The sequence below is a fragment of the Vibrio hyugaensis genome (genome assembly GCF_002906655.1).
In the GTDB taxonomy this organism is placed as follows: Bacteria; Pseudomonadota; Gammaproteobacteria; order Enterobacterales; family Vibrionaceae; genus Vibrio; species Vibrio hyugaensis.
The window spans coordinates 362,716-375,569 of the sequence record NZ_CP025795.1 but is presented as its reverse complement, the minus strand read 5'-3'; the positions used below and the strand labels follow the sequence as shown (position 1 = coordinate 375,569).

Annotated in this window: 12 protein-coding genes; 3 read left to right on the top strand and 9 right to left on the bottom strand. The window is 45.6% G+C overall.

The genetic code is table 11. The features are described from left to right. Positions 1-87: 87 nt before the first annotated feature. From C1S74_RS18890 to C1S74_RS18870, 5 genes are all read right to left on the bottom strand, one after another. Complete coding sequence (locus C1S74_RS18890) at positions 88-531, bottom strand: DUF6795 domain-containing protein (RefSeq protein WP_045396827.1); 444 nt, start codon at positions 529-531, stop codon at positions 88-90. 175 nt (positions 532-706) lie between these two features. Beyond that, a complete protein-coding gene (locus C1S74_RS18885; protein WP_045396825.1) occupies positions 707-1,081 on the bottom strand; it encodes a YkvA family protein in 375 nt (124 codons plus the stop codon). A gap of 102 nt (positions 1,082-1,183) precedes the next feature. Continuing rightward, positions 1,184-2,308, bottom strand: coding sequence for a M20 family metallopeptidase (locus C1S74_RS18880; RefSeq protein WP_045396822.1), 1,125 nt, complete (start codon positions 2,306-2,308; stop codon positions 1,184-1,186). A 9-nt stretch (positions 2,309-2,317) separates the two neighbouring features. Continuing rightward, entirely contained in the window at positions 2,318-2,785 is a 468-nt protein-coding gene (locus C1S74_RS18875) for a YjiG family protein (RefSeq protein WP_005374849.1), read from the bottom strand. Beyond that, entirely contained in the window at positions 2,785-3,525 is a 741-nt protein-coding gene (locus tag C1S74_RS18870; protein ID WP_045396819.1) for a nucleoside recognition domain-containing protein, read from the bottom strand. Before C1S74_RS18870 ends, C1S74_RS18875 begins: the two co-directional genes overlap by 1 nt. A 376-nt stretch (positions 3,526-3,901) precedes the next feature. On the opposite strand from C1S74_RS18870, the gene C1S74_RS18865 reads away from it, so the two are divergent. After that, positions 3,902-4,270, top strand: coding sequence for a hypothetical protein (locus tag C1S74_RS18865; protein ID WP_045396816.1), 369 nt, complete (start codon positions 3,902-3,904; stop codon positions 4,268-4,270). 91 nt (positions 4,271-4,361) lie between these two features. Further along, positions 4,362-5,078: a DsbA family protein gene (locus C1S74_RS18860; protein ID WP_020195400.1), complete on the top strand. Its 717-nt coding sequence runs from the start codon at positions 4,362-4,364 to the stop codon at positions 5,076-5,078. Between the two features lie 131 nt (positions 5,079-5,209). Here the strand turns inward: C1S74_RS18860 and C1S74_RS18855 are convergent, their stop codons facing one another. Next, the gene (locus C1S74_RS18855; RefSeq protein ID WP_045396814.1) at positions 5,210-6,010 is read right to left on the bottom strand and encodes an AraC family transcriptional regulator; all 801 of its coding nucleotides are present in this window, start codon (positions 6,008-6,010) and stop codon (positions 5,210-5,212) included. Positions 6,011-6,202: 192 nt separating this feature from the next. Between C1S74_RS18855 and C1S74_RS18850 the strand changes: the two genes are divergently transcribed. Continuing rightward, the gene (locus C1S74_RS18850) at positions 6,203-7,375 is read left to right on the top strand and encodes an MFS transporter (protein WP_045397618.1); all 1,173 of its coding nucleotides are present in this window, start codon (positions 6,203-6,205) and stop codon (positions 7,373-7,375) included. Between the two features lie 88 nt (positions 7,376-7,463). Here the strand turns inward: C1S74_RS18850 and C1S74_RS18845 are convergent, their stop codons facing one another. The 3 genes from C1S74_RS18845 to glgB form a co-directional block, all read right to left on the bottom strand. Then, positions 7,464-9,524: an alpha-amylase gene (locus tag C1S74_RS18845; protein ID WP_045396812.1), complete on the bottom strand. Its 2,061-nt coding sequence runs from the start codon at positions 9,522-9,524 to the stop codon at positions 7,464-7,466. Between the two features lie 180 nt (positions 9,525-9,704). Next, positions 9,705-10,379 carry a monofunctional biosynthetic peptidoglycan transglycosylase gene (gene mtgA / locus C1S74_RS18840; RefSeq protein WP_045396809.1) on the bottom strand — a complete coding sequence of 225 codons (675 nt, stop codon included), beginning with the start codon at positions 10,377-10,379 and terminating at the stop codon, positions 9,705-9,707. 166 nt (positions 10,380-10,545) lie between these two features. Further along, the gene (gene glgB, locus C1S74_RS18835; RefSeq protein ID WP_341871627.1) at positions 10,546-12,750 is read right to left on the bottom strand and encodes a 1,4-alpha-glucan branching protein GlgB; all 2,205 of its coding nucleotides are present in this window, start codon (positions 12,748-12,750) and stop codon (positions 10,546-10,548) included. Between the last annotated feature and the right edge of the window lie 104 nt (positions 12,751-12,854).

Sequence of the window (12,854 nt, the reverse complement as noted above, 5' to 3'; positions counted from 1 at the left end):
ATCCTGTCTAAATGAAAGCCCCGATGGAAACATCGGGGCTTTTGTTTTAGCTGTCGAAGCTCAACGAAATGATAAATAAGTTCATTTTTATTCTTCGTATATTCCAGAGTCTACATAACCAGTTAACTTGCACTGACTGTATACATAAGTATCATCTTCACCAGTTCCAGAATAAGAAAAAGCGAAGTAGTAAACTTCATTGGTTACTTCACAATTCAAATTTCCCATATTTTCGCTAGCAAACTCGCAAGTCTCATAACCATCAATTGAAGATTCCCATATCGTCACCTCTTCTCCATTTGCTAGAAGAGTTTTCAGGAAAACGAGCACGAACTTCTGATCTAGGTTTAACACGCCTTGAGACTTGTGCTCTTCAAATGCAGGAAAAGCAAACGCTCCGCTGGCATCAGTAAGAATTTGAAACTCATGTATGGTTCCACGAACACCAACTCGAAGGACCACTAATTGAGATGACAACGGTTTTCCTTTCAAAGTTAGCATACCGCGGATATCTGGCGTATACCTGTACATGGAAGGCTTCTCTTAGCTAAAAACTTAAATCCAAAAGTACCCTTTCCAATAGACCAAATCTACCACTGTAAAGTGCATTGCGACGAGCTCGTGTACTTTGAGTAAATATTAAAAATAACAATTTCTCGTTTGAGTTAAACCAAACATAGACCATGTTTGATGGGCACTTTTCCTCCTACTCCGTCATCGAACTCAGCTTTTCTCTCGCTTGTTCTTCATGCTCGTCGGTAATGGCATTGCCGACCGAGTTCGCCGCTAGGGTAAGTGCTGCCATGTCATCGGTAAAGCCGACGCCTGCTAGTACGTCTGGCACCATATCAGTGGGGAGAACGAAGTAAGCTAATGCGCCACCTAGGATCGCTTTGTGGCGAACAGAGGTGTTGGAATCTGCCATCGCGAGCCATGATTTAATGCCCATGACCGCTATCTCTTCGCCTGCTTTCTTGATGGAATTTTTCATTTTACGCCAAAAGGTTTTCTCATCTGGTGCTTGCATCGTTTGGTCTAAAACGTCATCGGACGCCGAATTTACAGACATGCTTGTGGTCATCGTGCCTCCTAAATTTATGACTGTGGCATAGATATTAAGACGATGAACCTGAACGTAGGATTAATAGCGAGTAATGATAATGAAGAAAGGAAACAAAATGCCTTATTGAGCAATCTTCTCCAGTACACGCATCAGCATTTTGATACGTGGTTCAATAGACTCAAGCAACAAGTACTCTTGATCACTGTGGAAACCCGCACCGATAGGTCCTAGACCATCCAAAGTTGGAACGCCAAGAATTGCAGTGTTGTTTGCATCAGAGCCACCACCTACTTCTTTCCAGTTGATGTCGATCGCCAGTTCACTTGCGGCTTCTTCAACTAGCATCATCAGGCTTTCCGTTTGTGGGCTTGGCACCATCGAAGGCTTATAAGCTTCACGAACCAACTCTATGCTCACGCCATCAACGAATGGTGTTTCCAGCATACCGTTTAGCTTGCTATCGACATCATCGTATTCTTCGTTGCTCCAGAAACGCACATCCACGATCGCTTCAGCGTGTTCAGGGACGATATTCGCGCCGTTACCACCAGAGACAATACCGACGTTCAACGTGGTGCCAGATTCAAAGTTCGTCATTGCATTGACTGCCAAGATCCAGTTCGCCATCTCAGTGATTGCGCTACGACCATTTTCTGGCTCGTTACCTGCGTGAGCTGCAACGCCGTTGAAGGTCATTTTGTAGCGAGCCATGCCTTTACGCGCTTTAACTAAACCACCGTCTGCACGTGCCGCTTCAGCAACCAGTACATTCTTAGCATTTTTCGCAACTGATTGAATCCAATCAACAGAGTCCAGAGAGCCTGTCTCTTCATCTGGGTTCATGCAGATAGCGATAGACAACTTATCCAACACCGCTTGGTCTAGATTGCGCATCGCGTATACGATGTTCAGCAAACCAGATTTCATGTCAGACACACCTGGACCGTAGGCTTTCTCTGCATCTTGAGACATTGGACGAAGCTCAGCCGTTCCAACAGGGAACACGGTATCCATGTGACCAATCAGCATCACGTCGATTTGTTCAGCTTCCGGCTTGTTTCGAACTTCAAGACCGATGCCCGCTCTACCACAGTCGATGCGTTTTACGCTCCAACCTGACATCGCTTGATACTTCTCTTCAAATTGAGAAGCGATGAACTCGATACCATCAGTGGTGTAAGTACCACAATCCACATTAATCAGCGGACGTAGCTCTTCTAGATATTCATTTAGAGAGAATTGCATGACTCACTCCTAGACAAACAGATTCATCACCAGCATTGCGCCAAACGCGTTCAATACTGAGATTGCAATCATAACTGGGATGTAACGACCTTCAGTACCGATTGGACCCATGATACGACCCATGTACTGAACTTGAGAACCCATAAGGTAGATAGCAGGCGCTAGAATCGCAATGTGCGTGCCGTTAAGGATACCTTGGTCAAACAACGTGATAACCACACCCACTGCGCCGCCCATCGACATCCAAGCGCCGATAAGAACGGCTGCCGCTTCACCAGGAAGACCAAACACCGCCATGATTGGAGAGAACACAGTACCCATCAGATCCAGCGCGCCAGTGATTTGCAGCGCTTTGATGATAACGAACGCCATCAATACGTTAGGAACCGTAGAGGTAGTCGCAATCACCCAACCTTTCTTAGCACCTTCGACGAAGATATCCGTCACCATTGGTTTTTTCGCTTTAACGTCACCCATTATGCCGTCTCCTCTTTTAGGTTCTCAGATTTGTTTTGGTCTTGCTTATCTTCTTTACCTTCAGTCATGTTCAGGTAGATACGGAACAGGTTCGCGCCAACGATCTTGAATGCGAACATCACCACAACCGCCAAGCCAATAGAAGACGTTACCGCTAGAGAGCCGTCAGCCATCGTCAACGTGAACAGTACCGCACCCGATGAGAAGAAGTTCACGATAGTTGCACCCGCAGTGAACTGGAACATCGTAAATACGTCCGTTTCACGCTTAGTTAGGTGACCTTCATCTTTTAGCTGACGCGTCATTGCCGCACCTGCATCGGTACTTTGTAGAGAAGCAATCAGAGCCAAACCAGAGTTACCAGGGATGCCCATTAGAGGACGTAGAAGAGGAGTAAGAAGCTTGCGAGCTGCTTCAAGTGCACCGTAGTGCTCAAGAACGTTGATCATACCTAATGCGAACATAACGGTTGGAATCAAAGTAAGTGCAAAAATGAAACCGTCACGAGCGCCGCTACCACCAGTACCGCGGAAAGACGTTGTCGCCGCTTGTACCGTACCGTCAGCGCCTTCGGTTACGCCGTACGCAACTTTACCGAAAGAGCCATTAAGAGTGGTAAAGTCGAATACACCGTACCATTCGTTGGATTGCATTAAACCAGAGAAGAACACAACCGCAAACGCGAGTGCGATGTAACACCCAATCGTTACCTTGCGTTCAGCATGAACAGGGCTTGTCATAAATTCACCTATATATGTGGTACAGAACACATAGATGATCCCTTGAATAATGTGCTAGAGAGATGATCAAAATCAATCCGTTTGCCGAACAATCATCTCACTCAGTTATGAAGTTTTATTTTATGATTTAAATCACATTTAAAAGATAATAAATATTTATGACCAAGATAAGGTAGATTTATCTAACATCCGTACGAATCAAACGTTTAACAAAGTATGTTTAACTTTTGAGCAAAATTGTATTTAACCACACCTTCGACGTGCTTCATGTTTTGTTGCTTATTTGGTGTTTTCTGACCAAAAATTAACAAAAGCCCAATGAAATTTAATTTAGGGTTGTGCGGTCATATATAGAGTTTCACCTAGGGTTTGCCTTTTGTTTCGATCACAATCTAACATCGCTCGCTGGACACTTGCCCTCGTAGCTTGGGTGATCGTGATCTGTTTAAGTAAAAATGCGGGCTTCTACCAATCTTGCCCTCTGATTGGCGAGCAAGTGACAGCTGAACACGCCACTGCGCAGCAACAAAAGAGCGAGAAAGGGCTGACTAAGCAGTGTGAACTGTCTGAAAAGCTGATTCAGGTTTCACAAAACCATCTCGACAGCTTCATTGTGCCCTTATTCCTATTTGCGTTCGTCTTGCTATCTATCACTAGCACCGAGCGTAATGCTTTCCGCCATCATACCGAGCCGATACCCGACAAATATCGGGTGCACCTCAAGCTATGTGTGTTTAGAGAATAAAACCCGATTGCTATTCATCCCCAAATCAATTGTTTTATTTTTAATCACTTCGCGACAAAAACCGCGAAGAAAGAGAGTTTTAGGAAATATCATGAAATTCACACGCACACTATTAACTGTGGCTATCGCGCTGGTACCTCTATTTTCACACGCAGCAGAAAAAACGTCAGAAGAGAAGCTGCAAGAAATTACTCAATTGCTGAAAGAAAACCCGCAGATCCTCGATTCACTGCATCAAAACCTACAAGACTACGTCGCTTATCAAAAGACGTTTAACGCGACTTTGGATGAAGCGCGCGCCTATCTTAACGATGGCAAGCACTCTTACTTCGGTGCAGAGAACCCAGAGCTGACGATCATCAACGTGACCGATTACAGCTGTCCTTTCTGTAAACGCCTTGAAGGTGAGTTAGTGAAGGTAGAGAAAGAATACCCGCAGGTAAAAGTGCTGAACATGACGGTATCGTTCAAAGAACAGTACGAGAAGAACGGTTACAACTCGGCAAGTTACGCATTGAACGTTTGGCAGAACCAACATGACAAGTACAAAGAAGTGCACGACTTGTTGGTGAAGAAGCCGGGTCCACACGATGCTAGTTCACTACAAAAAATAGCTAAGAAGACCGGCACAGAAGCACAGCTTGTCGACGACAAAGAGACCAAAGCGCTGTTGGATAAGAACTACGAGTACTTCACTCGCCTAGGTCTACGTGGCACACCAGCGATCATCATTAATGACCAAGTTATTCCGGGTTATGTACCTTTCGAAGAGCTTGAGAAAGTCATCGACCAAGAGCTAAAGAAATAAATAGCGATTGATACCGATAGCTATTGAAGTAGCTAAGTAAGAACCGAAAATAACAAAGCCCTTCCCTGAGTCGTCAAGGGGAAGGGCTTTTCTTTATCAAAAGAGCACGAGGCTAAATAGAAATTGGACGACTATTTGAGTTGGCTCCCACCAAAACTTGGCTCATTGTTTAAGTAACTCATTGGCGTGGTCCCCGTCTTTTGGCGGAAAAAGTAAATGAACGCGCTGTCACTTGAAAACTCCAACCGATGCGCAACATCCGATAGCCTCATGCCGCTGGATAACAACTCAATGGCCCCCAGCAGACGCCATTGCTGACGCCAACTTTGGTACGGCATCCCCGTCTCACGATTAAAGATCCTCGTTATCGTCTTTTCACTCGCCCCAACCAATTGGCTTAACTTAGCCAAAGAAGGCGCTGTAAACGCTTCATCATCGATTTTCGCGATCCACGACTGTAATCGATAATCTTTAGGTAACGGCAATTGTAAATAGACATCTTCAGAATTGTTAAGCTCTTCTATAAATAAATTCAGGGTATTGACCTGTTCACTTTCAGGTTTATCAAATGGCCAGAAAGACATCCTTTCGATCAAGATTCTCATCAGAGGCGTCACATCGAAAATTCGAATCTTCCGCGGCAAACGCTCTGTCAATGACGGGTCAAAATAGAGAGAACGGTATTGTGCCACATTCGTAGACTGAGCGTTGTGTGATACCCCTTTAGGAATCCATGCTGCTCTCATAGGTGGCAACACATACTTGACGTCCTCAAGCGTTATCGTCATGCAACCATGTTGTGATGAAAGTAATTGGTCTTTCGCATGGAAATGAACACCTGAATCATGATCCGATACCTCGACAGCGACGCCAATGACCAATCCATCGTGTTCATCAGCACAAAAATGATCACCTTTCGAAAGTAATGCCATTGAAATCAACCTGTCCTTATTTCGATATTTTGTGTTTGATTCTCATTATAAAGCCAAAGCATGGCACAGATATACTTTGCTGCATCACGTAAACCAAGAAACGTGAAACACGTAATCGAATGTCGTTCACTCAACATCACGCTAAATGTTCAAACGACGCTCAGCAATAGAGGTATTTTTGAGAACTTAACAATGAATAAATTAATAGAAAAAGTGTCCATTCCGTTGGCTGTTGTGCTCTTAATGTTTCCACAGATCATCGAGACAATGTACAGCCCTGCACTGACTTCCGTGAAAAGTACGTTTGGCGTCAGTAGCAATGAAGCCGCACAAGCGATGTCCATTTTCTTTGTCGCTTTTGCGTTTGGTGTGGTTTTTTGGGGAAGAATGTGTGACGTCATAGGTCGAAGAGTATCAACGATACTAGGGCTTATCGTCTTTATTATTGCGGCCATTTTTACCATGCTCGCACCAACATTCAATTTGCTGCTAACTGGTTTTGGTTGCTGCGCTTTTGGAGCGGCGGTTGGTTCTGTCTGCACGCAAACCATCATTCGTGATGGCTATCATGGTAAAGAGCTCAGCCACGTTTTTTCGATTGTTGGAACATCGATCGGCATTAGCCCTGTGATCGGAATGTTGGCTGGCAGTTGGCTAACATCATTCGGCGGATACCAATGGGTTTTCATCGCCATGGTCGTGTTCATCATTGCACTGTTGGTTTGGTCGTTGTTCAAATTGCCAGAGACAAAGCCAGTACACACCAAAAAAGATAGCCTGTTATCCGTCGGTATAAAGATGCTGACCGATGCGCACATCTGGTACATCACACTCATGGTAGGGTTGTTTAATATCGCGCTGTTTTCTTATTACAGCATCGCACCATTTATGTTTGAAAAACTGGGCGCAAGCGTTAACTTTTTCGGCAATACAGGGTTCATACTCGCACTGGGTTCTGTATTAGGTTCTGTCATCAATATGAAGTTAATACGCATGCATTTAAGTCACGAAAAGATTGTGATGTTTGCATCGTGGCTACTTTTGATTGGCGGATTTGGTGTATTCATCATGCAAGAGTCAGTTTGGTTTTTCATCCCTGTGGTATTGGTTTCCCTATCATTTGGACTGGCTATTCCAAACCTCTTAAGCGGTGCGTTAACTCACTATCGCGATCACTTAGGGAGTGCAGGGGCACTATTAGGCTTGTTCTATTATCTGGTAATCGGATTTGGCCTTCACAGAGCCGCTGAGTTTGGTGATTTAGCGATGACTTTAATTGGCTGTGCTGGCATTGCTTGTGTCATATCCATCATCAAATATCTTGTTGGACTGGTTACTTTCAAAACCTCTGATATTGATTTTTAAATACGACTATCTAGGAAGAAAAACCTATTAGCACTCACGCAGCCCCTTCCCACAATCAAGCGAGAAGGGGCTGATGCCGTAGTGTCATTTATTTCTCACGACCAACATACGCGACAACGACTTTGTCATTGCCAAGTGAACGAGAGAACACATACGCACCTTCTTGTTCAATCACTTGGTGCTGACCCGCACCAATCGCTGGGTGCGCTTTACGGAACTGACCAAGTGTTTGCCAATGTTTAAGCAATGCTTGCTTCTCATCTGACAGTTTCCATACCATGTCAGAGCGTGTGCCTTGATGGAAATCGTCTGCGTAAGGACCAATGTTACGACCAACTTCGTCACCGTAATAAACCTGAACAGCACCTGGGCTCAAAAGCAGTGCATTCGCGGCATTACGCTGCATGCCATAGTCTTTGAAACGAGAGAAGAACAGTTCGGTATCGTGAGAAGACATGTAGCTCACCGGATTGAAATCTTTCTCAGTATTGATTGTGTTCGCATAGCTTTGGTAAGTGTCTGCCATTTGGCTGAAACACGCTGCGCCTTTGTCTAGCTTCTTCTGCATGTCGAAGTTAATCAACGCATCAAAACCATCGTCAAAATATGGGCTGCGATAAGCAGTATGTCCCCATACTTCACCCATCAACCAGAATGGTTGACCCGGTTTTCCGTTCTCTTTACGCCACTGCTCAAGGCTGCTCGACGCTTCTTCTTTTAAACGCTTCCACACATCACCTTCAACGTGCTTCACCGTATCGACACGGTAACCATCAATACCAAAGCGTTTCACCCAATCAGTTTGCCACTCAATGAGGTAATCTGAGACGGTGTAGTTGTCACGCGCTTCTACGCGAGTGCCTGGGTTATCCAATAGCCATTGCGCAGGCTTCACGGCTTTGTCTGATTCAGTGATAAAGTCAGGTAAGCCCGCCAATGACATAGTGATATCGCTGCTGCCCGGTGCTGGGTAGTCCGGTAAACCGGTTCTTACCCAGTCACCGCCCCACCATTTCGACCAGTTTGGACTCTGGTAATCAATATTCTGGTGGTAACTATGCCAATTTTCGCCGGCTTTTGGTTGCCAATCACCCCACTTCTTAGGTAGGTCAGCATCTGGTTTTAACACCTCAATACCATCAAATTGCAAATCGGCTAACGTCGAGTAACCAGTGTGGTTGATGACTGCATCCATCAAGACTTTGAGACCACGCTTATGCGCCTCTGCCACCAGCCTTTTAAGGTCATCTTCGTTACCGAAGTTTTCATCAATCTTGGTAAAGTCACGTGTCCAGTAGCCGTGGTAAGCGTAAAACGGGAATGAGCCGCTATCGCCGCCGCCCACAAAACCATGCACTTGCTCAACGATTGGCGACAACCAAATCACATCTGTACCTAGGCTCTTGATGTAATCTAGCTTTTCGATCACACCTTTTAGGTCACCACCGTGGAAGGTACCAATCTCTTCTTTGCCGTCTTTCTTGCGCCCATAGCTGTTGTCATTGCTCTTATCGGCGTTGTTAAAACGGTCGACCATCACGAAGTAAATGTTGGCATTGCGGTAATCAAACGGTACTGCCTCTTTGGTTTTCTTTACTGGCTCTAGCAGCACCAAACCGCCTGAGTCTTTACTTGGCGTCAGCGATACTTGCTGATCTTTTACTTCGACCATTTGACCAGAATAGGCATCACGCAACTTGGTGCCATCTGGGAAACTGTCACCTAACGCGATGGTGACCTCGCCGCCTTGGTAAACCTCACATTGCACTTGTGGGATTGGGCGTTTGAATTCTGTCTTCGCGGCTTTCTTAGGTTCTCGCTTGAAGCGCAGTGTTTTCGCTTCCGCATCAAAAGCAAAAGAGTAATCGCCAGTAAAACGGATTTTTAACGGCAGTTCTGTTGGCTTTCCACAGTTCAGCGCGATAGGTTTGTTGAATTTGACCTTCTGACCATCAGGCGCCACACAGTCGCCTTCAACACCTGTGATTTTGAGCGTATAGCCATCTTTGGTTAATGGTACAACCAGAGGCTGCTCTGCACTTAAAGGAAAGTCACGGCTGTTGGTTGTGGTAGAAATGGTGATGTTTGGCTCGGCGATGGCACTTGCCGATGCAAGCAATAAGGTAGTCGTAATCAGATTCAGTTTCATCGTTCAGTCCATTGGTTGCGCATAGGCGCAGTATTCGTGTTGTAGTTTTATTCACACTAATAGTAAATGGATGAAAAACTGAGCACATCATTCTGAAAGGCTACGCCCTAAAGCTTGTGACACTTCACATTTTGCTTTTATTGGGGCGTAGTTCTATTTATGAACAGGGGAAAAGGGAGTTTAAAGCTGCACGCTACCAAGATTACGCATTTGTCTCATCGCCCAATTGACGCGGCTGATGGTGTAAGAAGTCTGAGGATAGACTTTGATGCGATAAGGGTTTGGCAGCACTACTGCAAGCCTTGCTGCTTGGCGCATCGAAAGTTGTTTAGCAGGAATACCAAAGTAGTTTTGCGCAGCGGCTTCCGCCCCATAAATACCCGGCCCAAACTCCACCACATTCAAATACACTTCAAGAATGCGTTCTTTACTCCACATCGCTTCCATCAGCAGAGCAAAATAAAGCTCGTACGCTTTGCGCACATAAGAGTGTGAAGGAAACAGAAACACGTTCTTTGCAGTTTGCTGAGTAATCGTACTCGCGCCGCGAGAAGGACCGTTCTCGCCAGACTCTGAAATCACTTTAAATAAGGAATCAAAATCCACTCCGTAATGGGTCGGGAACTTTTGATCTTCTGTCGCAATCACAGCCAATTGAATGTGCTTAGAAATGTCACTCAAAGGCACCCATTCATTTTGACTCTCTTCAGGGAATCCCTCAGGAGGAGAAATCATGCGGCTGATCTTCCATCCCCAAATTGGTGGATCAACGTATTTCACTATGCCAACGAGCATCACTGGTAAAAGCAAAAGCACCAATAAGATATTGAACAGAAGGGATTTAATCTTTCTCAAAGTCCGACCTAGCTTGATTTCATAAAACAATATGATGCAAGTATAGAGTATGCAGTCTGTTTATCGTTAGTGAAAACTTGGTCAAAAAAAGCCCGATTTACATTGTAAAGCGGGCTTGGTATTGATTGTGTGTTTTGGCTAGTTACGTTTGTTTTGCGAACTCAACTTACTTTGTCAGTTTGTAGAATACGGTTGACAGTGGCGGTAAACGCAGCTCAAGAGACTGAGGTAACGATTCGCTCTCTACTTCTTCTGTTTCTAAGCTGCTTAGTACTTCAAAACCGCTGCCGTCGTATTTCTCGTCGTCAGTATTCAACAGAAGCTCGTATTTGCCTTCCATTGGAACACCTAAACGGAAACGCTCATGCGGCACTGGTGTGAAGTTACTGATCACCAATACACGCTCGCCTTTTTGACTAATACGCTCATGCGCCAAAATGCTGGAATCAGCTTCATCTTGCAGACGCCATTCAAAGCCAGCAGGCACGCAATCTTGGTCGTGCATCGCCGCTTCGTTTCGGTATAAGTGGTTTAAGTCACGAATCAGCGCTTGTACACCTTGGTGGCGACCAAACTCAAGTAAGAACCATTGCAACTGATCGTCGTGGTTCCATTCAGCCGTCTGGCCTAACTCAGCGCCCATGAAGTTGAGTTTCTTACCTGGCTGCGCATACATGTAGCCGTAGTACGCACGTAGGTTTGCAGTTTGCTGCCACTCATCACCCGGCATCTTGTTGTGAATAGAACCTTTGCCGTACACCACTTCATCATGAGATAGCGACAATACGTAGTTCTCACTATGTGCATAAACAAGCGGGAATGTGATGGTATTGTGGTGGTATTTGCGGTGAATAGGGTCTTCTTGAATGTACGATAGACTGTCGTGCATCCAGCCCATGTTCCACTTAAAGCCAAAGCCTAAACCGCCCATATACGTCGGAGCAGACACACCCGGGAATGCGGTCGATTCTTCTGCAATCGTCATCGCATTCGGGAAGTGCTTGTACACCTCTTCGTTCATCCACTTCAAGGTTGCGATCGCATCGTAGTTCTCATTACCACCGTCGACGTTCGGGATCCACTGATCGTGGCTGCGTGAGTAGTCTAGGTAGAGCATTGAAGCGACAGCATCAACACGAATACCATCAATATGGAATTGCTCGAACCAGTACAGTGCGTTAGACACAAGGAAGCGACGTACATGTTCACGACCTAAATCGTAAATGTATGAGTTCCAATCTTGGTGCCAACCACGACGAGGATCTGGATCGTGGAACAGTGGCGTACCGTCGAAGTTCGCTAAGCCATGATCGTCCGACGGGAAGTGAGCAGGTACCCAATCCAGTACCACGCCCAAGCCAGCTTGGTGACACGCATCGACGAAGAATTTGAAATCGTCAGGTGAGCCGTAACGACTGGTTGGGGCAAATAGGCCAACTGGCTGATAACCCCAAGAACCAAAGAACGGGTGTTCAGACACCGGCATGAGTTCAACGTGGGTGTAGCCCATGTCTACAAGGTAAGGAACTAGCTCAGCGGCTAATTCACGGTAGTTTAGGAAGTCGCCCTCTTCGTTGCGTTTCCAAGAACCCGCATGCAGTTCGTAGAAAGACAACGCTTCATCACGTTTCTGCGTCACTGGACGGTTTTGCCATTTCGCATCTTGCCATTGGTAACGATTATGATCGTAAGTAATCGATGCGAAAGACGGGTATTGCTCTGAGAAGAAACCCCAAGGGTCTTGTTTGTGAGGAAGCCCTTCCCCATTTGGTCCTTTGAGCTCAAATTTGTATTGTACGCCCTCTTCCAAACCAGGAATGAACAAGCCCCAAATGCCGTAATCAAGGCGTTGCATCGGATGACGGCGGCCATCCCATTGGTTGAAACTGCCAACTAGGCTAATGGCGGATGCATGAGGTGCATAAACAAGGAATCGAACACCCGAGATATTTTTACCATCTCGCTCCATCGTCACGAAATGTGAGCCCATGAAGTGGTACATGTCTTTTGGCGTGTGCAGGTGCTCGTATTCTTGATAAATATTGTGATATTGGTAAGGGTCATCGACAAGCTGTTCAACACCATCCCAATTCACCGCTAATTGGTAGTGTGTTAAGTGCAAATCGCGCACTTCTTCTAGGACAAAAATGCTGTCACCATCGCGCTTTAATTCCACACGTGGCTCGCCTTCGACAACCAGTTCAACTTTGTCTGCACCTGGCATCCAGACTCTTAATGAACCTTCTTCGTCATTCGCAAAAGGACCTAGTGTAGCAAACGGGTCTGAGTAAGCCGCCTCAGCCAATAGTTCGTATGCGCGTCTGTGGTTTTTCTTTACCTTCGTTTTCAAATCTTTCTCCCTAGCACCGATATTCTCCTAGTGGTTTTTGAATATCGGATTTCCTCAGCCAAACGTTGCGAATTCACAAAAATATAAAACCGCTCACTTTATCCATTCAATGAATAAAATGGCAT